This is a genomic window from Xanthomonas vasicola pv. musacearum NCPPB 4379 (assembly GCF_000277895.2).
GTDB lineage: Bacteria > Pseudomonadota > Gammaproteobacteria > Xanthomonadales > Xanthomonadaceae > Xanthomonas > Xanthomonas vasicola.
This window is the reverse complement of the sequence record NZ_CP034655.1, coordinates 1,233,456-1,257,723: the sequence shown is the minus strand read 5'-3', so window position 1 is coordinate 1,257,723 and position 24,268 is coordinate 1,233,456. Positions and strand designations below refer to the sequence as shown.

The 24,268-nt window shown below is 63.0% G+C and carries 23 protein-coding genes, 1 tRNA gene and 1 pseudogene; 4 read left to right on the top strand and 21 right to left on the bottom strand.

Annotated features, from left to right (window positions below; genetic code table 11):
• Window positions 1-323: 323 nt before the first annotated feature.
• The 6 genes from prpF to prpB form a co-directional block, all read right to left on the bottom strand.
• Window positions 324-1,523 (bottom strand): 2-methylaconitate cis-trans isomerase PrpF, encoded by a 1,200-nt coding sequence (prpF, locus tag KWO_RS05940; RefSeq protein WP_010379007.1) that lies wholly within the window; start codon window positions 1,521-1,523, stop codon window positions 324-326.
• Window positions 1,524-1,636: 113 nt separating this feature from the next.
• Window positions 1,637-2,194 (bottom strand): 2'-5' RNA ligase family protein, encoded by a 558-nt coding sequence (locus KWO_RS05935; RefSeq protein WP_010368425.1) that lies wholly within the window; start codon window positions 2,192-2,194, stop codon window positions 1,637-1,639.
• A 9-nt stretch (window positions 2,195-2,203) separates the two neighbouring features.
• Window positions 2,204-4,798: a Fe/S-dependent 2-methylisocitrate dehydratase AcnD gene (acnD, locus tag KWO_RS05930; protein WP_010379008.1), complete on the bottom strand. Its 2,595-nt coding sequence runs from the start codon at window positions 4,796-4,798 to the stop codon at window positions 2,204-2,206.
• 157 nt (window positions 4,799-4,955) lie between these two features.
• Window positions 4,956-6,122, bottom strand: a complete 1,167-nt coding sequence (prpC, locus tag KWO_RS05925; protein WP_010368421.1) for a bifunctional 2-methylcitrate synthase/citrate synthase — start codon at window positions 6,120-6,122, stop codon at window positions 4,956-4,958.
• A 40-nt stretch (window positions 6,123-6,162) separates the two neighbouring features.
• Window positions 6,163-6,759 carry a DUF1003 domain-containing protein gene (locus tag KWO_RS05920; RefSeq protein ID WP_010368420.1) on the bottom strand — a complete coding sequence of 199 codons (597 nt, stop codon included), beginning with the start codon at window positions 6,757-6,759 and terminating at the stop codon, window positions 6,163-6,165.
• 31 nt (window positions 6,760-6,790) lie between these two features.
• On the bottom strand, window positions 6,791-7,687 hold the full coding sequence (gene prpB / locus KWO_RS05915) for a methylisocitrate lyase (RefSeq protein ID WP_010379009.1): 897 nt from the start codon (window positions 7,685-7,687) through the stop codon (window positions 6,791-6,793).
• A 145-nt stretch (window positions 7,688-7,832) separates the two neighbouring features.
• Here prpB and prpR point away from each other — a divergent pair, with 145 nt between their 5' ends.
• The gene (gene prpR, locus KWO_RS05910) at window positions 7,833-9,434 is read left to right on the top strand and encodes a propionate catabolism operon regulatory protein PrpR (RefSeq protein WP_017114921.1); all 1,602 of its coding nucleotides are present in this window, start codon (window positions 7,833-7,835) and stop codon (window positions 9,432-9,434) included.
• A gap of 260 nt (window positions 9,435-9,694) precedes the next feature.
• On the opposite strand, the gene KWO_RS05905 is transcribed toward prpR, so the two are convergent.
• On the bottom strand, window positions 9,695-10,021 hold the full coding sequence (locus tag KWO_RS05905; RefSeq protein ID WP_010379011.1) for a hypothetical protein: 327 nt from the start codon (window positions 10,019-10,021) through the stop codon (window positions 9,695-9,697).
• A gap of 181 nt (window positions 10,022-10,202) precedes the next feature.
• Here KWO_RS05905 and KWO_RS05900 point away from each other — a divergent pair.
• Window positions 10,203-10,453, top strand: a pseudogene (locus tag KWO_RS05900) (type II toxin-antitoxin system Phd/YefM family antitoxin).
• Window positions 10,450-10,707: a Txe/YoeB family addiction module toxin gene (locus KWO_RS05895; protein ID WP_010379014.1), complete on the top strand. Its 258-nt coding sequence runs from the start codon at window positions 10,450-10,452 to the stop codon at window positions 10,705-10,707. The pseudogene KWO_RS05900 and the gene KWO_RS05895 overlap by 4 nt, the downstream one beginning before the upstream one ends.
• A gap of 194 nt (window positions 10,708-10,901) precedes the next feature.
• Here the strand turns inward: KWO_RS05895 and KWO_RS05890 are convergent.
• From KWO_RS05890 to KWO_RS05830, 13 genes are all read right to left on the bottom strand, one after another.
• Window positions 10,902-10,976, bottom strand: a tRNA-Val gene (locus tag KWO_RS05890).
• Window positions 10,977-11,257: 281 nt separating this feature from the next.
• Complete coding sequence (locus KWO_RS05885) at window positions 11,258-11,611, bottom strand: PilZ domain-containing protein (protein ID WP_003483889.1); 354 nt, start codon at window positions 11,609-11,611, stop codon at window positions 11,258-11,260.
• On the bottom strand, window positions 11,608-12,567 hold the full coding sequence (locus KWO_RS05880) for a DNA polymerase III subunit delta' (protein WP_010368413.1): 960 nt from the start codon (window positions 12,565-12,567) through the stop codon (window positions 11,608-11,610). Before KWO_RS05880 ends, KWO_RS05885 begins: the two co-directional genes overlap by 4 nt.
• Complete coding sequence (mltG, locus tag KWO_RS05875) at window positions 12,564-13,637, bottom strand: endolytic transglycosylase MltG (protein WP_010379016.1); 1,074 nt, start codon at window positions 13,635-13,637, stop codon at window positions 12,564-12,566. The genes KWO_RS05880 and mltG overlap by 4 nt, the downstream gene beginning before the upstream one ends.
• Before the next feature lie 60 nt (window positions 13,638-13,697).
• Window positions 13,698-15,053, bottom strand: coding sequence for an aminodeoxychorismate synthase component I (locus KWO_RS05870; protein ID WP_017112158.1), 1,356 nt, complete (start codon window positions 15,051-15,053; stop codon window positions 13,698-13,700).
• A gap of 169 nt (window positions 15,054-15,222) precedes the next feature.
• Window positions 15,223-16,458 carry a beta-ketoacyl-ACP synthase II gene (gene fabF, locus KWO_RS05865; RefSeq protein WP_010379020.1) on the bottom strand — a complete coding sequence of 412 codons (1,236 nt, stop codon included), beginning with the start codon at window positions 16,456-16,458 and terminating at the stop codon, window positions 15,223-15,225.
• A 140-nt stretch (window positions 16,459-16,598) separates the two neighbouring features.
• Window positions 16,599-16,838: an acyl carrier protein gene (gene acpP / locus KWO_RS05860; protein ID WP_010368407.1), complete on the bottom strand. Its 240-nt coding sequence runs from the start codon at window positions 16,836-16,838 to the stop codon at window positions 16,599-16,601.
• 204 nt (window positions 16,839-17,042) lie between these two features.
• A complete protein-coding gene (fabG, locus tag KWO_RS05855) occupies window positions 17,043-17,786 on the bottom strand; it encodes a 3-oxoacyl-ACP reductase FabG (protein WP_010368405.1) in 744 nt (247 codons plus the stop codon).
• Between the two features lie 82 nt (window positions 17,787-17,868).
• Complete coding sequence (fabD, locus tag KWO_RS05850; RefSeq protein WP_017112159.1) at window positions 17,869-18,813, bottom strand: ACP S-malonyltransferase; 945 nt, start codon at window positions 18,811-18,813, stop codon at window positions 17,869-17,871.
• A 276-nt stretch (window positions 18,814-19,089) separates the two neighbouring features.
• Window positions 19,090-19,530, bottom strand: coding sequence for an MEKHLA domain-containing protein (locus KWO_RS05845; RefSeq protein WP_010368403.1), 441 nt, complete (start codon window positions 19,528-19,530; stop codon window positions 19,090-19,092).
• Window positions 19,531-19,770: 240 nt separating this feature from the next.
• Window positions 19,771-20,748 (bottom strand): beta-ketoacyl-ACP synthase III, encoded by a 978-nt coding sequence (locus KWO_RS05840; RefSeq protein ID WP_010379025.1) that lies wholly within the window; start codon window positions 20,746-20,748, stop codon window positions 19,771-19,773.
• Between the two features lie 90 nt (window positions 20,749-20,838).
• Window positions 20,839-21,033, bottom strand: coding sequence for a 50S ribosomal protein L32 (rpmF, locus tag KWO_RS05835; RefSeq protein ID WP_010368401.1), 195 nt, complete (start codon window positions 21,031-21,033; stop codon window positions 20,839-20,841).
• 97 nt (window positions 21,034-21,130) lie between these two features.
• Window positions 21,131-21,640, bottom strand: coding sequence for a YceD family protein (locus KWO_RS05830; protein WP_010368399.1), 510 nt, complete (start codon window positions 21,638-21,640; stop codon window positions 21,131-21,133).
• Between the two features lie 112 nt (window positions 21,641-21,752).
• Here KWO_RS05830 and KWO_RS05825 point away from each other — a divergent pair, with 112 nt between their 5' ends.
• The gene (locus tag KWO_RS05825; protein WP_010368398.1) at window positions 21,753-22,328 is read left to right on the top strand and encodes a Maf family protein; all 576 of its coding nucleotides are present in this window, start codon (window positions 21,753-21,755) and stop codon (window positions 22,326-22,328) included.
• 124 nt (window positions 22,329-22,452) lie between these two features.
• Here KWO_RS05825 and KWO_RS05820 read toward each other — a convergent pair whose 3' ends face one another.
• On the bottom strand, window positions 22,453-24,216 hold the full coding sequence (locus KWO_RS05820; protein ID WP_010379029.1) for a hypothetical protein: 1,764 nt from the start codon (window positions 24,214-24,216) through the stop codon (window positions 22,453-22,455).
• Window positions 24,217-24,268 lie beyond the last annotated feature (52 nt).

Here is a 24,268-nt window from a genome sequence, read left to right as displayed (position 1 = left end):
GAGGATGCTTGCCACAGCCCCCTGCGCTGAGCTGGCGTTATTCGCCCAGCGGGAGAATGTCCATCACTAACGGGGTCAATGATGATCCAGCACCTAGATAAACCCCAGGCCGCAACGCGGACGGCCCGGCTCTAAGGCTCACGCCTGGAAAGACTGTGCGCAGCAGCCAAGCTAACGCGCGCGGGTGCGCGACCACTTCTACATCGCGCAACCCACGGGCGCCCGACCGAAGCGATGCGAACATCGCACGCAACAGCGCTAACGCCGCTCTAAGCCCAAGCATGCGCAGTGTGCATCCAAGCCATCCCAAAACGCTGTGCGAGTCACTCAACCTCGACAACAGAACCCGGCACCCGCACCCAGCCTTCCATCAGCACCCGCGCGCTACGGCTCATCAGCGCCTTGGTCACCTGCCACTGGCCATCGACCAGTTGCGCCTGCGCGCCGACCCGCAAGGTGCCGGACGGATGCCCAAAACGCACCGCCGAACGCGCCGCGCCGCCGGCAGCCAGATTGACCAACGTGCCCGGCACCGCCGCCGCAGTGCCGATCGCTACCGCTGCAGTGCCCATCATCGCGTGATGCAATTTGCCCATCGACATCGCGCGCACCAGCAAATCGATCTCGGCCGCGTGCACCGGCTTGCCGCTGGACGCGGTGTAGTCGGCCGGCGGCGCCACGAAGGCGACCTTGGGCGTGTGCTGCCGCGTCGCGGCGTCTTCCACGTTCGCAATCAAGCCCATCCGCACCGCACCGTGCGCGCGCAATGTTTCGAACATGGTCAACGCGCGCGAGTCACCATTGACGGCGTCCTGCAGCTCGGTGCCGGTGTAACCCAGGTCGCGCGCATTGACGAAGATGGTTGGAATACCCGCATTGATCAGCGTGGCATCGAGCGTGCCTAGCCCGGGAATTTCCAGTTGATCGATGACATTGCCGGTGGGAAACATCGCCCCGCCCTCGCCTTCGGCATCGTCGGCCGGGTCGAGAAACTCCAGCTGCACTTCGGCCGCTAGGAAGGTCACACCGTCCAGCTCGAAGTCGCCGGTTTCCTGCACCGCCCCGTCGGTCATCGGCACATGCGCGACAATCGTCTTGCCGATATTGGCCTGCCAGATCCGCACTGTCGCCACGCCGTCGCGCGGCACGCGTGCGGGATCGATCAAGCCGCTTGAAATCGCGAACGGGCCCACCGCCGCCGACAGATTGCCGCAGTTACCGCTCCAATCCACGAAGGCGCTATCGATGGAGACCTGCCCGAACAAATAGTCCACGTCATGCCCATCACGCGTGCTGGCCGAGACGATCACACTCTTGCTGGTGCTCGAGGTCGCCCCGCCCATGCCATCGATCTGTTTGGCATACGGATCCGGGCTACCGATCACCCGCAACAACAACGCATCGCGCACAGCGCCCGGCTGCTGCGCGGCCGCCGGCAAATCCTGCAGACGAAAAAACACGCCCTTGCTGGTGCCTCCGCGCATGTAGGTGGCGGGGATGCGGAGTTGGGGAGCGAATGCCATGAACGTTCCTTGGAAACGACGTGCGGACGTGATGGGAAAAAACTTGCGTAATGCATCTGTACGACTTGGCGCAGCGTTACCATGAAGAGCTCAAGCACGCCTTCCCACTCAGGTCATAACGGCAGTTGCGCCTGCTCCGGCAGGAGGCCCTCGGGTCGCAATGGCCAAGATCCGATGGGTACATAGCGATACGGTCGCCCACCGCCTTCAACCAACAGCACCTCAGTGGCGTGCCAAGTGATGGGCACGATGGGCTGGTTGAGCTTACCGGGCGCTGCATAGCAAATCGTTACGTGCGGCGTATGTCCGCCACCAACGTGTAGGCCTTCCGCACGCAGCGCTGCTGCAATGGCAGTCTGCAATGCAATGAAGGCAAATGGAGTGCCCTCTGCCCGGAATGCCCAATGTACCGGGTCGGTTCCGCGACTGGTGATCCGGTTCAAACAGAACGTAACTGCCTGAGCATCGAGATGATCGCCCGCACGCAGCATTGCGGCACGCACAGCTACTCCTTCAAACCGGTCCGATACCGACTGATGCCAGTTGCCTGGATCGAAGTACGCGTCACCAAGCATTGCATCGAGGCGGTGTGCAGCCAAGGCACCAGCCATAGCCTCAAACACCTGCGGTGGCGGCTTGAGCATGAAGATCAATCGCGAAGAATCGGCCATGATGCTGCCCTATGCGGCCTTGTTTGCCTCAAGAAAATCCTGCGCAAACCGTTGCAACACGCCACCTGCTTCGTAAATTGAAACTTCCTCCGCAGTATCCAGACGGCAGGTCACCGGCACCTGCAGTTGCTCGCCATTACGCCGGTGGATCGACAACCTCAGCGTGGCGCCAGGCGTGCGCTCACCCACCACATCGAAGGTTTCGCTGCCGTCGATGCCCAAGGTCTTGCGATCTGTGCCTGACTTGAACTCCAGCGGCAACACGCCCATGCCGATCAAGTTGGTGCGGTGAATGCGCTCAAAGCCTTCGGCGACGATCACTTCCACACCGGCAAGCCGCACGCCCTTGGCCGCCCAGTCGCGCGAAGAGCCCTGCCCGTAATCGGCACCGGCAATGATGATCAGCGGCTGCTTGCGGGTCATGTAGGTTTCGATCGCCTCCCACATACGCAGCACCTGGCCGTCCGGCTCAAGACGCGCCAGCGAGCCAGCTTTGACCTGCCCATCGACCACCGCCATTTCGTTGATCAATTTGGGGTTGGCAAACGTCGCACGCTGCGCGGTAAGGTGGTCGCCGCGATGGGTGGCATAGGAATTGAAGTCCTCCTCCGGCACGCCCATCTGCGCCAGATATTCGCCCGCCGCACTGCCGGCCATGATCGCGTTCGATGGCGAGAGGTGATCGGTGGTTATGTTGTCGCCCAGCACCGTCAACGGGCGCATGCCACGCAGCGTACGCGCGCCGGCCAACGCGCCTTCCCAATATGGCGGGCGGCGGATATACGTGCTGCCCGGGCGCCAGTCGTACAGCGGGCTCACGCTTATCCCTTGCCCCACGCTGCGCTTGAACATCGGGTCGTACACACTGCGGAAGTGTTCCGGCTTGACGCTGCGCGCCACCACCGCGTCGATTTCGGCATCGCTCGGCCACAGATCCTTGAGCGTGACCGGCACGCCGTCGGCATCGATGCCTAGCACATCCTTTTCGATATCGAAGCGCACCGTGCCGGCGATTGCATACGCAATCACCAACGGCGGCGATGCGAGGAACGCCTGCTTGGCATACGGGTGGATGCGTCCATCGAAATTGCGGTTGCCCGACAACACCGCCGTGGCATACAGATCGCGATCGATGATCTCCTGCTGGATCGCTGGATCTAACGCACCACTCATGCCATTGCAGGTAGTGCACGCAAACGCCACGATACCGAAGCCCAACTGTTCCAGCTCGCTCAGCAAACCGGCCTCTTCCAGATACAGTGGCACTGCCTTGGACCCCGGCGCCAGCGAGCTTTTCACCCACGATTTGCGGGTCAATCCACGCGCATTGGCATTGCGCGCCAGCAAGCCGGCGGCGATCACGTTGCGCGGGTTTGAAGTATTGGTGCACGAGGTGATCGCCGCAATGATCACGGCGCCATCGGGCATTTGTCCCGGGATGGCTTCCCATGTACCGGCAATGCCGCGCTGCGCCAGCTCGGTAGTCGCCACGCGTTTGTGCGGATTGGACGGCCCGGCCATGTTGCGCACCACGCTCGACAGATCGAACTGCAGCACGCGCTCATACTGCGCGGTGGCCAGATCGTCGGCCCACAAGCCGGTATGGCGCGCATAGGTTTCCACCAACGCGACCTGCGCATCGTCACGACCGGTCAAGCGCAGGTAATCGATGGTTTGCTGGTCGATGTAGAACATCGCCGCCGTCGCACCAAACTCTGGTGTCATATTGGAAATGGTCGCGCGGTCGCCGATGGTCAGTGCACGCGCGCCATCGCCGTAGAACTCGAGATACGCACCGACCACGCGTTGCGCGCGCAGGAATTCGGTCAATGCCAGCACGATATCGGTGGCGGTGATGCCCTGCGCTGGCCGGCCGATCAATTCCACGCCAATGATGTCCGGCAAACGCATCCACGAGGCGCGCCCCAGCATCACGTTCTCCGCTTCCAATCCGCCGACGCCTACCGCAATCACACCCAGCGCATCCACATGCGGCGTGTGACTGTCGGTGCCCACACAGGTATCCGGAAATGCCACGCCGTCCAGTGTGTAGATCACCGGCGACATCTTCTCCAGATTGATCTGATGCATGATCCCGTTGCCTGGCGGAATCACTTCCATGTTCTCGAACGCACGCTTGGTCCATTCGATAAAGTGGAATCGATCGGCATTACGGCGGTCTTCCACGCTGCGATTCTTGGCGAAGGCCTGCTTGTCGAAACCGGCGTATTCCACCGCCAGCGAGTGATCGACGATCAGTTGTACCGGCACCACCGGATTGACTTGCGCCGGGTCGCCGCCCTGCTCGGCAATGGCATCGCGCAGCCCGGCCAGATCCACCAGTGCGGTCTGGCCCAGGATGTCGTGGCAGACCACACGCGCCGGGAACCACGGGAAATCCAGCTCACGCTTGCGCTCGATCAACTGGCGCAGGTACGCCTCCAGCATGTGCGGCTCTGCACGCCGCACCAGGTTTTCGGCATGCACGCGTGCGGTATACGGCAAGCCTGCATACGCACCGGGCTGCAACGCATCGACGGCAGCGCGTGTATCGAAGTACTCCAACGAGGTGCCTGGCAAGGGCTTGCGGTATTGGCTATTCATGGCTGGCGATATCGAAGCGGACGGATGTGAATCGGGAATCGACGTAGCGTTTCAGAGGTCTGCAGGTTTGCTGTCGCTGATCTGGCTTGCGAGGTCCAATCGCCTTCATTGAAGAAGGCGACCGAAGCGCAGACGTCAGCGGCTGCGCAACGCGTTATCAGCTGCGCTGATCCAACGGCACAAACACCTGATCTTCCGGGCCGGTGTAATTGGCCGAGGGGCGAATGATCTTGCCGTCCACGCGCTGCTCGATGATGTGCGCGCTCCAACCGGCAGTGCGCGCGAGCACGAACAGCGGAGTGAACATCGCGGTCGGCACGCCCATCATGTGATAGCTCACTGCACTGAACCAATCCAGGTTCGGGAACATCTTCTTGATGTCCCACATCACGCTCTCCAGACGCTCGGCGATGTCGTACATCTTGCGGCTGCCCTGCTCATCGGAGAGCTCGCGCGCCACATCCTTGATCACCTTGTTGCGCGGGTCGGACACCGTGTACACCGGGTGCCCGAAGCCGATCACCACTTCCTTGCGTTCCACACGCGCCTTGATATCGGCTTCTGCTTCATCCGGGGTGTTGTAGCGCTTCTGCACTTCGAAGGCCACTTCGTTGGCGCCGCCATGCTTGGGTCCGCGCAATGCACCGATGCCACCGGCGATTGCGCTGTACATATCGCTGCCGGTACCGGCAATCACGCGGCTCGCAAACGTGGACGCATTGAATTCGTGCTCGGCATACAGGATCAGGCTGGTGTGCATCGCGCGCACCCACGAGTCTTTCGGCGCAAAGCCATGCAGCAGATGCAGGAAGTGACCGCCGATGGAGTCGTCGTCGGTTTCCACATCGATGCGCTTGCCGTTGTGGCTGTAGTGATACCAATACAGCAGCATCGAACCCAGCGACGCCATCAGCTTGTCGGCGATGTCGCGCGCGCCAGGGTGGTTGTGGTCGTCTTTTTCTGGCTGCAGGCAGCCCAGCACCGATACGCCGGTGCGCATCACATCCATCGGATGCGCCGAAGGCGGCAACTGTTCCAGCGCAGTTTTCACCGCAGCCGGTACACCGCGCAACGAACGCAGCTTGGCCTTGTAACCGCGCAGTTCGCCGCTGTTGGGCAGCTTGCCATGCACCAGCAGGTACGCAATTTCTTCGAATTCGCTGGTGGTGGCCAGGTCGAGGATGTCGTAACCGCGGTAATGCAGATCGTTGCCGCTCCGCCCCACCGTGCACAGCGCGGTGTTACCGGCGGCGGTACCGGACAAGGCGACGGATTTCTTCGGCTTGAAGGCGGTGGCGTTTTGCGGGGTGGCGCTGTCGTTCATTGAAAATCTCCAGGGAGACGCGGTCGTGTGGACCAGGCAGTCAGTGTGCGGACGGCGATGTGCCGGCACGATCGATCAATTGCTGCAGTAAGGCGATCTGGCGATTCTGCTGCTCGACCAGCGCCAACCAATCCTGCTCGCGCAGTTGGTTAAGCTTTTCGTGCACCTGCAGAATCTCCAGCTCGGATTTGATGTTCACTTCGTAATCGTTCTGCGCGCGCATCCGGTCCACGGCTGCCTGGCGGTTCTGGCTCATCATGATCACCGGCGCCTGGATCGCAGCAAGACACGACAGGCACAGATTGAGCAGGATGTAAGGGTATGGGTCGAAGGCGTGCGTCATCAGCACGCTGTTGAGCACGATCCAGAATAGAAGCACCAGACCAAAACCGATGATAAAGCTCCAGCTGCCGCCGATTTCGGCCACCCGGTCGGCAATACGCTCGCCCAGGGACCGCTCGCGGTCTGCCTGTTTGACGATGTCGCGCGCCACGTGGCGTTTGGCAATGAAGCGTTCCACCACCTCGCGCTCGGCGTCGGGCAGTTTTTCCATTTCGGTTTGCAACAACTGGCGCGCAGTCTGGCGACGATCGATACGGCCACGTGGAGACGGTGCACCGCCGGTTTGGCTGGTCATGCGTATGCTCAGGCAGGGGAGTCGGCGTGGATCATGCGCCCTTGGCGGCGAACAATGCATCCAGGCGCTGCTCGAAGGCGTGATAGCCGATGCGTTCGTACAGCTCTTCGCGCGTCTGCATGCTGTCCAGCACCGCTTGTTGATGGCCATCGCGCCGGATCGCGGTGTAAACCGCCTCAGCGGCCTTGTTGGCAGCACGGAACGCCGACAACGGAAACAACTGGATCGCAACGCCGGCTTGCGCCAATTGGTCGCGCGTAAACAATGGGGTCTTGCCGAATTCGGTGATGTTGGCCAGCACCGGCACGTTCACTGCATCGACAAAGCGCTTGTAGGTTTCAAGATCATAGGCGGCCTCGGCGAAGATGCCATCCGCACCCGCCTCCACGCAGGCGATGGCGCGCTCGATCGCCGCATCCACCCCTTCCATCTGGATCGCGTCGGTGCGGGCGATCAGGAAGAACGCTGCATCTGTCTTGGCATCGGCTGCCGCCTTGACCCGGTCCACCATCTCACCCTGGCTCACGATCTCCTTGCCCGGCCGATGGCCGCAGCGCTTGGCGCCGACCTGGTCTTCAATATGGCAGCCGGCCGCGCCCGCCTTGATCAGCGATTTGATGGTGCGCTCGATGTTGAACGCGCTCGGCCCGAAGCCGGTGTCCACATCCACCAGCGGCGGCAACTCACACACATCGGTGATGCGGCGCACGTCGATCAACACGTCTTCCAGCGTGTTGATGCCCAGGTCCGGCAAGCCCAGCGAGCCGGCCGCCACCCCGCCACCAGACAGGTAGATCGCCCGGTAGCCGGCGCGCTGGGCCAGCAGCGCATGGTTGGCGTTGATCGCACCGATCACCTGCAGCGGCGATTCGGCAACCAGCGCAGCACGGAAACGCGTGCCGGCCGAAGAGGTGGACGAAGGCGTCATGACGGTTCCTTGGATGGGATATCGCGGTGGGCGCAAACACCGTGCCAATCACAAGCCTTTGATTCTTTTGGGTCTTGCCGCTCCGTATGTTGCAAGTACGCAACATCTGATTCACTATGAAACGCTACTGAAACGCGGCACCTTGATGCGCAGCCCTTCCCTCCCGGAGACCGCAGAGGCCTCCCTACCTGTCATCTGGACCGTCAGCGTCTCGCGCCTGACCGGGTTGCTGGCCGATGTCATCCCTGAGTTCGATCAACGCGCCCGCATCGAGCAGATCAACCTTGGCTTTGCCGAAGCAGTCGAGGTCGTCGGCCAGCGCCTGCGCCGCGAACGCTGCGACGCGCTGGTGGCCGGCGGCTCCAATGCGGCCTACCTGCGCAGCCGGCTTGCCCTGCCCTTCGCGCCCATCCGGGCCACCGGGTTCGATCTGATGGAAGCGCTGGCGCGTGCGCGCCGCATCGGGCCACGCATCGGTGTGGTCACCCACGCCAGCGATGTGCCGTCATTTCGCGCCTTCCAGCACAGCTTCGATCTGGATATCGAGCACCGCCGCTTCGTCACCGCCGAAGACGCGCGCGACTGCATTGCCGACCTGCGCGCCAGCGGCATCCAGGTCATCGTCGGCACCGGTATGGCCATCGATTTCGCCGAGCAGGCCGGGCTGCCCGGCGTGCTGCTGTATTCGGCCGATTCGGTACGCCAAGCACTGGAACAGGCCATCGCATTGGGCACTGCTCCAAGCACGGACCGCGCCGCTGGCTGCAGCGCCACGCGTCGTGCACGACGAGCTGATGCCCTGCTGGGCGAAGACAGCGCGATGCTGCAGGTGCGCGAATTGGTGCAGCTGTACGCGCCGCATACCGGTACCGTGTTGATCAGCGGCGAAACCGGCACCGGCAAGGAATTGGCTGCCCGGCAACTGCATGCTGGCAGCCGACGCCGCGGCCGCTTCGTGGCGATCAACTGCGGCGCCATCAGCGAGTCGCTGCTGGAAGCAGAACTGTTCGGCTACAGCGATGGCGCCTTCACCGGCGCGCGCCGCGGCGGCCACACTGGCCTGATCGAAGCCGCGCAGGAGGGCACCCTATTTCTCGACGAAATCGGCGAGTTGCCGATGCCGCTGCAAACACGGTTGCTACGGGTATTGGAAGAACGCGAAGTGCTGCGCGTTGGCGCAACCGTGCCCATTGCGGTCGACGTGCGCGTCATCGCCGCCAGCCTGCAGGAACTGCAGCACCTGGTCGAACAGGGCCGCTTCCGCCGCGACCTGTTCTATCGCCTTGCCGCGCTGCGCATTGCACTACCGCCGTTGCGCAATCGTCACAACGACATTGCGTTGTTGCTTGCGCATTATTTCCAGCAACTTGGCAGCATTCCATCGCCGCTATCGGCAGCTGCATTGCAATGCCTGCAACAACACACCTGGCCCGGCAATGTGCGCGAACTGCGCAATCTGGTCGAACGTCTCTGCATTCACTGGAAAGCCCAACCGCACGACAGCCTCAGCCTGGAGCAACTCGAACGCTGGGCCCCGGAATTATTCGATGCACAGCTCGGTAACCGCGACATACCACATGAGCAGGCCGATCTGGCGACTTCTCGCCTGCAGCTCACTGCCAGCGCAGTCCGCGCGGCGCTCGATCGCGCAAACGGCAACCGCGCCCTCGCCGCACAAACGCTCGGCGTTTCGCGCACGACGCTGTGGCGCTGGATGCAGGCGCAGGCCACAGCGTCACGGGCATAAAACTCAGGAGCGAAGTTGCATCACCGATCTGGCTATTCGCGCACGCCTAGCCGTCCCGCTCAGCCCGTAGGAAAGCCACGGCACTGCGCGCTTAGCTCATGAATGCGTGATCCACGCTCACGGCGGCATGCTCCGCAGCACGCAGCACGCAGCACGCAGCACGCAGCACGCAGCACGCAAGACATGATGCTACCAACTGATGAAGCGATCACCTCGCCACCTGCAACGTCGCTCAGTGCATCGCATGCCCGGCCTCGCCCTCACTTGACCCGCGTGTACTCGGTATCGCCCGTGCTCAACTTACCGGTCGCCTCATCGATCGCGTAGTTGACCGTGCCAACGCCGTTGGACATCTGCAGCACGCCATTGGTCAGCAGCGCCGGATGATTGCGGGTCTTGACCCCGTTGCCGAACAGCTCCGGCTGGGTATCGCGAATTATGAAGCTCTCGCCGTTGTGCTCGATGCTCAGCACGTTCTTCTCCGACTTCACATTGACCCACTTGCCCACGTATTGCTCGCCTACATCGCGGGCACAGCCGGCCAGTAATGTCGTTGCAACCAGAGCACTTCCAAGCAGCGCCTTCATCGCTACACCTTCTTCAACGCGGGGACCTGCAGGATGGCAAGTCCTTGCTGAGCTCGCAACAAGCAGGCACAAGCGATCAACCAGGCTATCGGCGGCTTGAACACTTCCAGCAGCCCGTCTGCTCGACAGTTGACTCCCCAGTCCAATACGTACGATTTTCTGTACATACCCAGATGACGTCATGAATATCATCACCTACAGCGCCGCGCGCGCCTCTCTCGCAGAGACCATGGACCGCGTTGTCAACGACCACGAGCTAGTGATCATCACGCGCAGCGGCGAACGAGCTGTCGTCATGTGTCCCTGGATGACTACAAGGCCATGAAGGAAACCGCCTACCTGCTGCGCAGCCCGAAGAGTGCACAGCGCCTGCTGGAATCCATCGCCCAGCTTGAAGCCGGCCGCGGCAAGGAACGGGGACTGGCCGAGTGATCCTCCAGTTCTCGGATAGTGCCTGGGAGAACTCTCTGTACTGGCAGCAGGCCGACAAGAAGATCCTCAAACGCATCAGCGAATTGATCAACGCCATTCAGTGCGATCCGTTCCAAGGCAGCGGCAAACCCGAGCCACTGCGCCACGCGCTAGCGGGTTATTGGTCGCGCCGCATCAATGACGAACACCGAATCGTCTACAAAGCCGCAGAAGGAATACTACTGATCGCCCAGGTGCGTTATCACTATGCATAGCGTCAAAGAGCTGTAGCCAGCAGCATCCGCTACAGTGACATCCAGCAAGCGTGATCTACGGCGTCCGGTGATTCACGCGACTGCTTCAACGAGTCCCATGCACGGGCTCTGCTGATGGTGGCAAGGCAACAAAAAGCCGGCGCATGGCCGGCTCTTCTTCTCGCGCTGAAACCCTGAATGCTGCTGGATTTCAATGGTGGGCGGTACAAGGTTCGAACTTGTGACCCTTGCCGTGTGAAGGCAATGCTCTACCGCTGAGCTAACCGCCCGATGACGCGAGCCGCACATTATAGGGCAGCTGTGGCGATCGTCAACCGCTTCATGCGGTGGCGCCGAAACTGCTCGAAACCGCTGTACCCAGAGGCTGGGCAGACCGCTCAGGCTAGCCACTGCGACCCACTTCTTTGGAGCGATTCCAATCAACCTCGTATGCCGCAAGCAGCGCGCGATGCGGCGCCCGAAGCCAGCTGCATAGCACCGATATTTCGGTGATCAGCGCAGTGCCGAGCGCAGTCTGTCTGGACCTGACCCATTCCGCACAAACGCAGCCTCACATCGTATGCGTCGGCTTGTCCGAGGTGGTCAATCCCGCCAGCAGCGTCTCGATCTTGTTGCGCACCGCCTCTCCTTCCGGGCCATCAGGGAACTGCACGCCGATGCCAGCGGCGCGGTTGCCCTGGGCGCCTGCAGGCGTGGTCCAGATGACCTTGCCGGCGACCGGCAGGCGCTCGCTGGAATCCGGCAGGGTCAGCAGCAGGAAGACTTCATCGCCCAGCATGTAGCGCTTGGGCGTGGGCACGAAGATGCCGCCGCCTTTCACAAACGGCATGTAGGCGCTGTAGAGCGCTGGCTTGTCTTTCAACGCCAGTGACAAAATGCCTTGGCGTGCATTCATTGCACTCATCGAGTTCCCCTAGAACGTGGCTGGCGCTCTCCCTCGCGCCAGGCCAGCAACAATTCCGTCACTGCCAGGTCGGCACGGACGGTGGTGCGCAGCAGATCGCGGGTGCGGTTGGCGGCGTCGAACCAGGTCGCCAGCTTGTGCAACCGCGAAGGATCGGTCAAGCCGGCCGATGCCTGCGCCAATGCCAGATCGGCGGCATGGCGCAAACGTTGATCGGCCTGGCCGTCGTTGGCCCAGCGCTGCGCGACATCCACCGCGCCGGCACGGCCGCTGGCAATCTGCTCCAGATCCTGCGCAACCGCACGCCGCATGGCCAGTCCGTCTTCGCGCAACCACTGCGCGGCCAGACCGGGATGGCCGCGCGCGGCATCCAGTGCTTCCTGTGCAGCGCGCTCAGTGACGCCTTGCGAGCGCAACCAGGCCAGTGCTTCTTGCGCGGGCGGCAGCTTGAATTCCAGGCGTTGGCAGCGGCTGCGGATAGTCGCCGGCAGGCGCACCGGCTGGGCGCTGATCAACCACAGGTAACGGCCGGGCGATGGTTCTTCCAGGGTCTTGAGCAAGGCGTTGCAGGCGGAGCGATTGATCGCGTCGGCCGGGTCGACGATCACCACCTGGGCGATGCCGTACTGCGGTGTGAGCGAGAGCTTCTGCGAAATCTCACGCACCTGCTCGATGACGATCTCCGTGCGCAGCTTGTCGCCGGTGCGATTGGGAATGAACGAGATCAACTGCAGGTCCGGATGGGTACCGGCGGCAATTAGCTGGCGCGTGCGCTGCGCAAGCGCGGGGTCAGGCGAGCTGGCCAGCACATGCTCGGCAAGGGCCAAAGCCACCGCCCGTTTGCCCAGGCCCTCCGGGCCGCAGATCAGCAACCCGTGCCCTAGCCGTCCGGCATCCAGCGCTGCCACGGTCTGGTCGAAAGCGCGCTGCTGCCAGGGTGAAAATGCGGCGGTCATGGCGTAGGCTCCGTTTGCGGCGCGCTTTGCAGCCGGTGGCGCTGCAGATAGCGCGCCACCGCTGCGTTATGTTCGGCCAGCGTGGCCGAGAACACATGCGCGCCGGTGCCATCGCCCACCGCCACGAAATACAGCGCCGCACCGGGCGCCGGACGCACCGCCGCCAGCAGCGCCTCGCGGCCCGGCATGGCGATCGGCGTAGGCGTCAGGCCGGTGCGGGTGTAGGTGTTGTACGGGGTATCGGTGCTCAGATCGCGGCGGCGGATATTGCCGTCGTAGCTACTACCGATGCCGTAGATCACGGTCGGGTCGGTCTGCAACTTCATGCCCATCTGCAGACGGCGCAGGAACACCCCGGCAATCAGCGGGCGCTCGGAGCCCAAGGCAGTTTCCTTTTCGATGATCGAGGCCAGGATCAATGCCTGTTCCGGCGACCCGAGCGGCAGGTTCGGGGTGCGCTGTTGCCAGGCCTGCGCCAGCGCCTTGTCCATGGCCGCATGCGCGCGCTTGAGCACGTCGATATCGCTGTCGCCACGCTGATAGACATAGGTTTCGGGCAGGAAGCGTCCTTCCGGATGCTGCTTGGCGAAGCCCAGCCGCGCCATCAGCGCCGCGTCGTCCAATGCATCGATGGAGTGCTGTAGCGGCGTGGCGGTAGCAAGTGCGGCGCGGAGTTGACGGAAATTCCAGCCTTCCACGATCGTGAAGCGGTACTGGATCACCCGCCCCTGGCGCATGCGCGTCAGCAGTTCGCGCGGCGACAGCGCCGGCGACAGCGCGTACTCGCCCACTTTGAGCTTGCCGGCCGCATCGACCTGGCGCGCCAGCAGCTGCCATTCCAGCTCGGTGCCCTGTTCCAGACCGGCCGCACGCAGTTTGCGCAGCGTGGCCTTGAGCGAATCGCCGGGCGCGATCACCACGCTGGGCGCGCTCGCAGGCACGGGGGTATCGGCGAAGTGCAGGTAATGCCGCCACGCCACCACGGCGGCAATCGCCAGCAGCGCTGCGAGCAGCAATACCGTGCCCAGCACGGCCAGACATCCGCGTTTGCCAGTCACCGCCACACCCACCTCGTCATTGCCCCAGCGCCGCGCAGGATACCGCGCGCCGGTGATGTCTCGTTGAAGCGCTCATGTCTGCTCGATCGCACGCAAAACGCCACGCGCCTTGGCGCGGGTTTCGTCCAGCTCGCGCTGCGGATCCGAATCCACCACGATCCCGGCCCCGGTGCGAAAACGCACCTGGTTTCCGGCCATCTCGGCGGTGCGGATCAGGATATTCAGATCCATGTCGCTATCGCGGTTGAGCCAGCCGAATGCACCGGTGTAGGCGCCACGCGCGGTCTGCTCGAGCTCAGCGATGATCTGCATGCAGCGCACCTTCGGGCAACCGGTAATGGTGCCGCCGGGAAACACCGCCGCAATCACCTCGCCGGGCGTCACCCCGGCGCGCAGGCGCCCACGCACATTGCTGACGATGTGATGCACATGCGCATAACTCTCCACGCACATCAGTTCGTCCACTTCCACCGTGCCCGGCGCACAGATGCGGCCCAGGTCGTTGCGTTCCAGGTCGATCAGCATCACATGCTCGGCACGCTCCTTCGGATGCCCGACCAGCTCGCGGATGCGCGCGGCATCGTCGTCGCCGGCAAAGCGCGCGCGGGTGCCGGCGATCGGGCGCGTCTGCACCACATCGCCCTGCACCGACACCAGCCGCTCGGGCGAGGAACTGGCCACCGCACGCCCGCACGCAACGAACAGTCCGGCGAATGGCGCCGGATTGGCTGCACGCAGGCGCGCGTGCAGCGCGGCCGGATCAACCGACGCTGCGAATGCGGCAGACCAGGCGCGCGAGATATTGGCCTGGAACAGGTCGCCAGCGCGCAAGTAATCGAGCACGCGCTCCACTGCAGCGGTGAAGCGCTCGGGCGCATCCTCTTCGACCGCAAGCGGACCGGTCCACTCCGGCAACGGCGGCAGCGCGGCGCAGGCGGCCACGTCATCAACGATTTGCTGCAACAGATCGGCGCGGCCGGCCTCGGCCAGCGCCACGCAGCGCCCTTGCACGCGATCGCGCAGCACTGCTGCCGGCGCGCGCAAGGCCAGCGCGGTGGGCACGCCATCGGTTCGCGTTGGCAACTGCAGAATCGGTTCGACCTGTTCGGCCAGTTCGTAATCCAGCAGCACCGCCCACCCGCCGCGAAACGGCCACGGGCTTGCAACGTCGTGCGGCACACGCTCGGCCTGCCAAGCCGCATCCAGCGCGCCCAGAAAGCTGCCCTCCAGCACTCGCCCTTCGCCATCGCGCGTGCAGCCATCCGGATCCAGCCGCAGGCATGCGCCCTCCGCCAGCAGCAGCACGTCCCAGCGGCCGTGGTCGGTGCCGGAAGCAGTGGATTCGAGCAGGGCCGGATAGCGTTGCGGTGACAGCCGATGCAGCGCCAGCAGGTCGAGGTCCGCGTGCAGTGATCGGGTAAGCGTCATCGGTCCGGCGTGGCGTGAGGTGCAGACGTGCGCCGCTGCGAGAGACGCAGCGTGCGCGATGAGTGGAGCAAGGGTTTGTAGAAGAGCTGAACACCACCGCTCGTACGCAGTACATGCGACGGTCAGGTAGATCGCGCGCCGATTCCGGCAACGCGACTGCTACGCCATATCAGACGCGCTTGAACACCAGCGTGCCGTTGGTGCCACCGAAGCCGAAGCCGTTGGACATCACCGCATCCACCTGCACCTCGCGTGCCACGTTCGGCACGTAATCCAGGTCGCAGCCCTCGCTGGGCTCTTCCAGGTTGATGGTCGGCGGGATGATGCCGGTATGCAGCGCCATCACCGAGAAGATCGCTTCCACCCCGCCGGCTGCGCCGAGCAGATGCCCGGTCATCGACTTGGTCGAGCTCACCATGGTCTTGTAGGCGTGATCGCCCAGCGCGCGCTTCATGGCCATGGTTTCGGCCAGATCGCCCAGCGGCGTTGAGGTGCCGTGCGCATTGAGGTAACCGATCTGTTCGGGATTGAGCTTGGCATCGCGCATCGCCGCAGCCATGCTGCGCGCCGCGCCTTCGCCATCTTCGCTCGGTGCGGTCATGTGGAACGCATCGGAACTGGCGCCGAAGCCGACCAGCTCTGCATAGATGCGCGCGCCACGCGCCTTGGCGTGTTCGTACTCTTCCAGCACCAGCACGCCGGCACCGTCGCCCAGCACGAAGCCATCGCGCTGTTTGTCCCACGGCCGCGAGGCGCCGGTCGGGTCGTTGTTGCGGGTGGACATCGCCTTCATCGCGCAGAAGCCGCCCACCGAACTCGGCGACGACCCACGCTCTGCGCCGCCGGCCAGCATCACATCGGCATCGCCGTGCTGGATCATGCGCATCGCCGTGCCGATCGAATGGTTGGAAGTGGCGCAGGCCGAGACAGCCGAGAACGTCGGGCCTTTCAGGCCTTTGATCAGGCTCACCTGGCCGGGCAGCATGTTGATGATGGTGCTGGGCACGTAGAACGGCGAAATCTTGCGCGCGCCGCCCTCATGCAATTTGATGGTCTGCTCTTCGATGCCGAGCACCCCACCGATGCCGGAGCCGAGAATGGCGCCCACGCGTTCGGCATTGCTGTCGTCGATTTCCAGTCCGGAATCGTCCAGCGCCATGAACGAGGCGCCGACACCGTAGTGGATGAACGGATCCATCTTCTTGACGTCCTTGGCGGACACAAAAAGCGTGGGGTCGAAATTCCTGATTTCACCCGCGATCTTGGTGGTGAACTGCGAGGCATCGATCTGCGTGATCGGGCCAATGCCTGAGCGGCCGTGGATGATTCCATCCCAGCTGGTGGCCAGATCATTGCCAAGCGGCGACACCATGCCCATGCCGGTAACGACAACACGACGACTCATTGCAGATCTCCTCACCACGGAACGGACGGTGCTTGGGGTTGCGGGTGACACTTGAAAAACACAGGGCCGCATCAGCGGCCCCATGGAATGTCTGACGCGGCAGCGGCTCGATGCGCGCCACCACGATCAGGAACAACGCATCAGCTCTTGACGTGAGACTTGACGTAGTCGATCGCCTGCTGCACCGAGGTGATCTTCTCGGCCTCTTCGTCCGGGATCTCGCACTCGAACTCTTCTTCCAGCGCCATCACCAGCTCGACGGTGTCCAGCGAGTCGGCACCCAGGTCATCGACGAACGATGCGCTGGTGGTGACTTCCTCTTCCTTGACGCCGAGTTGTTCGACGACGATTTTCTTGACGCGTTCTTCGATGGTGCTCATTGGGGATATCGCTCCAGATGGAGTAGTGGTGGTTCGAGTTTTAGGATCCCCGCACATGGATGTGCGGTGCTCCTGTGAGGGACTCACAAAACGCCATCGCCGCTGCGATGGCCGCGTTGGATAGTGTAGTGGAACCGACCGGGCCTTGCATTGCATCACAACTCCCGGGCGATCAGCCACTTAGCGCCTCCCGGCGCCGCACGCTCACGGCATGTACATGCCACCGTTGACGTGCAGGGTCTCACCGGTGATGTAGCGGGCCGTCGGGCCGGCCAGGAATGCCACCGCATTGGCGATGTCTTCCGGCTGGCCCAGATGCCCCAACGCAATCTGCTGTAGCAAGGCTGTCTTGGCCTCGTCCGGCAGCGCCTTGGTCATGTCGGTATCGATGAAACCGGGCGCCACCACATTCACGGTGACCCCGCGCGAACCGATTTCCTTGGCCAGCGACTTGGAAAACGCAATGATGCCGGCCTTGGCCGCGGCGTAGTTGGTCTGACCCGGGTTACCGGTCACGCCAACCACCGAGGCGATATTGATGATGCGTCCCTTGCGCACCTTCATCATGCCGCGCATCACCGCCTTGGAGGTACGGAACACGCTGGTCAGATTGGTGTCGATGATTGCCTGCCAGTCGTCGTCCTTCATCCGCATCAACAGGTTGTCGCGGGTGATGCCGGCATTGTTGACCAGGATCGAGATCGCGCCGAATTCCTTGCCGATCGCATCGATCAGGCCATCGACCGCGGCTGCGTCGGTGACGTTCAGCTCACGGCCGTGTCCGCCGTGGGCGGCCAGACGCTCGCCGATCGCCACAGCGCCGGAGGCCGAGGTGGCGGTGCCGATGACCGTGGCGCCCTGGGCGGCCAGGGTATCGGCAATGGCCGCACCGATGCCGCGACTGGCGCCAGTGACGAGGGCGATTTCACCCTGCAGGGGCTTGCTCATGAATGCTGTTCCTCGAAGGGGGACGTCGCAACCGCGGCCGCGAACGTCGAGGCATGCCGGCACAACCGGCAGCGGCGTTGGATCAGTGTGTCCACGCGTCGAGCGCGCCGGCGTAATCGGCAGGCGTTGCCAGCGGGCGCGCGTCCAGGCTCTTGTCGATGCGCTTGATCAGCCCGCTCAGTACCTTGCCCGGGCCGCATTCGGCGATCCGGGTGCTGCCCTGGCCGGCGAGCGCCTGCACGCAACCGGTCCACTGCACCGGCAGGTACAGCTGTTCCACCAGCGCCTGGCGGATGGCCGCGCTGCCGTCGTGCACGCGTGCATCCACGTTCTGCACCACCGGAATCTGCGGGGCGTGCCAGCTCAAGCCGGCCATCGCCTCGCCGAGCTGGTTGGCCGCATCGCGCATCAGCGGTGTGTGCGAGGGCACGCTCACCGCCAGCTTGACCGCCTTGCGCACGCCGCGCTCGGCCAGCAGCGCCAGCGCGCGATCTACCGCTGCAGCATCGCCACCAATCACGATCTGGCCCGGCGAATTGAAATTGGCCGGCACCACCACCTGGCTGCCTGCCGCCTCGGCGCAGACCTCCAGCACCACGGCGTCTTCGGCGCCCAGCACCGCAGCCATCGCGCCAACGCCCGCCGGCGCTGCGGCCTGCATGAACTGGCCGCGCAGCCGCACCAGGTGCGCGCCATCGTGCAGCGACAAGGCGCCAGCGGCGACCAGCGCGGTGTATTCGCCCAGGCTATGCCCTGCCAGCAGCGCAGGGCGCTGCCCGCGCTGGTCGACCCATAGCCGCCACACCGCCACGCCTGCGGCCAGCAAGGCCGGCTGGGTGTATTCGGTGCGGTTGAGCATTTCTTCCGGGCCGCCCTGGGACAGCGCCCACAGGTCGACGCCAGCGCCTTCGGAGGCTTCGGCGAACGTTTCGCGAATCTGCGGGTGCAACTCGGACAGTTCGGCCAGCATGCCCAGGGCCTGCGAGCCCTGGCCGGGAAACACGAAGGCGAGAGTGGATTCGGTCACGCGTTGCTGCCTACAAAAATCGAGCCGGGATCATACGTGCGAAATCGCTCTGGCGTCTGTACTGCCGCGTATGCAGGAGCCGCCAGAACGTGTTCCGGCTTCGCAAAATCGCATACGAGGTTTGCTCACGCACGCAACAGCAACAGCCACCCAGATGGGCGGCAGTCGGAATCGATGTTGAAGGCGCTGCCGACGAATGCGGTGCTGCCACCACCTGCAAGGCCAGCGATGAGGCTGAAGGATTAGGCGCACCAGGTGTTGGCGCATACGCCCGTTCTATCCAGGCAACGGGAATGCCGCCGCTTGTCCGCGCAGCACGCCGGCCTCATCGACGAGCTGCCAGACCACGCCATCCGTGATCCGGAAGCGGGAGCCATCCTTCGCGATCCGCACGCCTGCGTAGTCCTTCACCACGCCATCGCGGGTGACCGCGTCGAGCAAACGCTGACGTTCCGCTCGCTCCGGCAACTCTGCCGACAGGCGCGATGGCATCCCAACGAACTCATTCCAGTCGTAACCGAACACGCGCTGCGCCGCCCGGTTCGCATAGACGAAGCGCGGGTCCGCAGCAGTATCGTGCGCAAGCAGCGCGAACGGCGCTTCGTGATACAGCCAATCGGGCTCGATCAGCCGATCCGCGACCAGCGGGTGGCCTGCGAACCGCTGGTAGCTGCCGGCGAGCAAGGCGACGAAGATGGGGTCGTCCGTGGGGTGCATGCCCCGAATCTACCCGCTGGGCGGCTTGTCCGACGAACTGACCCGCAGGCCGGTCGCGTTGAGCGAATCGAGCGATCTAAGAGCGGGCGCTACCCTTGGCGGAATTCAAGCGCTCCGGAAACGCACAGAGGCCGCAGAAGGACAAGATTGCCCCCACCTCAAGGAACGAGGCATATCGTCTTCCATGCATGGACTTGCCAGGGCAGACGCGTTCGCCTGCCAACGCAGCAGGCAAAAACCTCAGTAGCGCAGCAGCGCCGAGCCCCAGGTAAAGCCGCCGCCGAAGGCTTCCAGCAGCAGCAACTGACCGCGCTGCACGCGACCGGAGCGCACCGCTTCGTCCAGCGCCAGCGGCACCGAGGCCGAGGAGGTATTGCCGTGACGATCCACGGTGACGACCACTTGCTCCATCGGCAGGTCCAGCCGCTTGGCTGTGGCCTCGATGATGCGCACGTTGGCCTGATGCGGGATCAGCCAATCCAGGTCGTGCTTGTCGTAGCCGTTGGCCGCCAGAGTCTCATCGACCACCGAGTCCAACGCCTTAACCGCGTACTTGAAGACGTCGTTGCCCTTCATCAGCAACGCGCCGCCGCCGTTCTTGCCTTCGCCGAAGCCGACCGACACGCCCACTGGATCCCACAGCAGCTCTTTCTTGCTGCCATCGGCATGCAGGTGGGTGCTGAGAATGCCGGTCTCTTCGTCGGCCTTGAGGATCACCGCGCCAGCACCGTCGCCAAACAGCACGCAGGTGGTGCGGTCGGTCCAGTCGACGATGCGGGTCAGGGTTTCTGCGCCAACCACCAGCACGGTCTTGGCGTCGCCACTGCGCACGAACTTGTCGGCCACGCTGAGCGCGTAGACAAAGCCTGAGCAGGCGGCGTTGACGTCCATTGCACCACAACCAACGATGCCCAGCCGGGCCTGCAGCAAACAGGCGGTCGACGGAAAGATCAGGTCGGGGGTGGTGGTACCGATGACGATCAGATCGATCTCATCGGCGGTCACCCCGGCCGCTTCCATCGCTTTCAGCGAGGCGAAGTACGCCAGATCGCCGGTGGCCTGGTCGTCGGCAGCGATGTGACGTTCACGGATACCAGTGCGCGAGAAGATCCATTCATCGCTGGTGTCGACAATCTTCGACATGTCGTCGTTGGTCAACACCTTTTCGGGCAAATAGCTACCCGTGCCCGCGATTCTGGAATAGATCCGCTTGCTCATACTGTTCCCTGTTGCCAGAGCCGCGGCGACCGGCGGCTCCTGAAGAAGCGAGAGTCACCCGGCCGCGTCGAACGCGGCGGGCGCCACGGATCAATCTTCTTGAACGGCCGACGACTTGGTCGTGATCACCTTCTTGCCGCGGTAGTAACCGTCAGCGGTGATGTGGTGACGCAGATGAATCTCGCCGCTGGTCGGGTCGGTCGACAGCTGCTTGGCGGTCAGGGCATCGTGCGAACGACGCTGGCCGCGGCGGGACGGAGTGACACGTGATTTCTGCACAGCCATGGGATTGCTCCAACTTTAGTTCGATAACTTGTCTGTTGAGTCGAACAGCACGCTCTACGCCCGCGTCGACCTGTCTTACCGCCCTTAACAGCGGCGGTTACTGTTTCTTCAACGCAGCCAGCGCCGCGAACGGACTGGCCTTGTCTTGCTCTTCCTGGGTCGGAACCCATTCGGCATCGATTGCTTCGCTACCCGGCGCCATCGGTACCACCGGCACTGCCAGCACCAGCTCGTCCTCGACCATGTCGACGGCCCGCAGCAATCCATCTTCCGGCACCAGCAATGCTTCGTACTCGGCCGGCAATGCAGCTTCGTCGGCTTCGTCACGGATCAAACCAAGACGCTGCCTGATTTGCACCGGATACAGGAAACGTTGCAGGCTGCGCTGGCAGGCCAGCGGAAGCTCGACATCGATACTGAGTTCGACATAGGCGACCTTGAGCAGAGTGTCCTCATCGAATTGAAGCGAATAGACACATTCGCCTTCTGTATCGACAAGACTTCCCTGCAGACGGGTCATCGCGGATAGCGGGATGCTGCCATCGAAGCGCCTGCGCGCTGCGACCATCCGCCAAGCATCCAGCATTTCGGGTACGTTCGCGGACATAAGCCGCAGAATGTTAAAGACCCGCAGCGACCCTGTCAAATGGCCCCATTCATGCGATTGCCGCGGCGCCCTCAGGACGGCAGACTCCCCTGCCCGCCCTGTGTAGCGCGCCATGATGCCACGCCTGATCCTAGCCTCCACGTCTGCCTACCGGCGCGAGCTCCTAAGCCGCCTGCAGCTGGAATTTGACACTGCCCGGCCGGAAGTCGATGAGCAGGCGAAACCGGGCGAAACTCCGAGTGCGCTGGCCAGCCGCCTGGCCGCCGAAAAGGCCGCTGCGGTGGCGGCTCGCCTCCCCGAGGCCTTGGTGATCGGCTCGGATCAGGTCGCTGATATAGAAGGCGAGGCACTGGGCAAGCCGGGTACGCGGGAGCGGGCGCGGGCGCAGCTAACGACCATGTCGGGCCGGACGGTGCGCTTTCATACCGCCGTCAGCCTGATCGGCCCGGAGCGTGAACTGCACGCATTAGACCTGACCGAGGTGCAGCTACGCACCCTGACGGCCGCCGAGATAGAGCGCTACCTGGACGCCGAACCAGCCCTGGACTGCGCCGGCAGCTTCAAATGCGAAGGTCTGGGCATCAGCCTGTTCGACGCCATCCGTTCGGCCGACCCCACTGCTCTGGTCGGCCTGCCGCTGATCGCGCTGGCGCGGTTGCTGCGGCAGGCGGGGTTTCAACTGCCTTGAGTACCCGGCAGCGATGGCTGAGCCGGCAACGATGGCTGAGGAAGCGACAAGCCCCCCACCCTTCCATGCAGTGATGGTGCCAAAGGCCGACCCAGCCATTTGCAACGCAGTCGCGAAGGCAAACCTAGAACAGAGCGCCGCCCTTCACTTTAAGAGCCCGAAGGCAGGATGGCGCGACAGTTCGTGCCGACCAACCAACCCACTGCGCACGCACTCCAACACGCGTCGCCATTCCGATCGGATTTTTATCGCACATTAGCACCAGACGTGCCGCCGACGTCTCTGCCTCGAAATCAAATCGAATCGCTGATTCATCATTTAAAAGATTACGAACAGGGGTCGTAGCAACATCGCTGATCACCACTGGATCGGTAGCGACCTGCGTGCCCTCCAGATAGCGTGTTTCCGGCCAAGCAAAGATGGACGTATTTTCTGCCTTCAGGACAGGCAGCGCATCGGCAACCTCCGCAAGAACGGTCTCTCCGTGGACGGCGTCAACATCAATCACTCCTGCAGCTGCTGCGGTTGCCGTCATGTTGGCGGCAGCCTGCATGCGCTGGGCAAGCAATGCCATCCAGACCGTACTTGGCAACAAGCAACATGCCAGCGCGAGGCCCGCCACTGCGACACGGCGCGGGTGAAAATTTCCATACCGAACGAACGACCACAACAACAGACCGCTCCAAAACAGAACCGACCAAGGCACATAGCGCGTAGCAAGCAATTGCTCGGGAAAAGACTGGAAATAGATAGCACGCGCCAGAGCGATTGCCGCTCCGATGGCAAGCGCAAAACAGGCAATTGAGAGAGCTGTCAGTTCTGCCACCGATTCCGCACGCCGACGCCAGCTAGAGTAGGTGATGCCCATCAAACAACCCACACCAACGAACCCTAGCAGCCTGTGCGGCCAAGCCGAGACCATGACCGGGCCGAACACCGATGCGTAGCCACTAGAAATCGCAACCACAACCGTTCGCAATGACTCGATTGGCAATTGTGCTGCGACACTCACGTCAACCAGTGGCAGGCAGGCGTAAATAAAAGGCGCAGACAGCCAACGTAAAACAAGATCCAGCTGCGTAATGGGCGAGATGATGCCTGCACCTCGTACGTGCGTATCGCCAAAACCAATGACCAGCAGCAGCGACAGAGCAAAGCCCGATAGCACAATGCACCACTGGACCCAAGATGCCCTGCGCAGCAGCAACATAGCGAGTAACGCGACGAACGTGGCGATGCCCGAGCCAAAACAGAAGGTCGCCGCGAACCCGCAGAGTGAAGCAAGTACAGCGCGCCACCAACCGTCACCATGACCAAGCAACCAACACCCGGCGACCAGAAACGTGGTGATCAGATAGACATGCACCGACTCATTTGCATGCACCAATGCCCGCTCGTTTCCCAGCCAGAAAATACTGATCGTACAAACCAAACCGGCGGCAGCGTACGCCATAGCACCCAGACGCTCATTACGCACCAGACGTAGCAACATCCATACGGTGAGCAAAGCCAGCGCAACACCCACACAGATCTGCAGCCATTGATTTCCACCAAACCATCTAAGCTCGGCCAAACGTAGCAGATTGGGCAGGACCTCACGATGACCGTTATCCACCGCAAGCACGTTGCGCGGCCAAGGCCGGCTCAGGAGGTTTTTTGCAAATCGCCACGGATCGGCATATAGCACCTTTGGCGACAGCGCAATCATCGCCAACACACCGATTGCGAGATAGAACCATTGGACACCAAGCAACAGCACATCCGGCAACTTGCTCCAAGCCCTGCCTGCTCCACGGCACTCACTGGAATCGCTTGGTAAATGCTTATCTTTGCGCTGCAATTGCTTGTCCTTTTCCTTTTTGACTATAGCCAGCCGCTGCACAACCATGCAGCCAAACACACATGGCCTCATCGTTGTATTTTAGTGACCACCATCACCG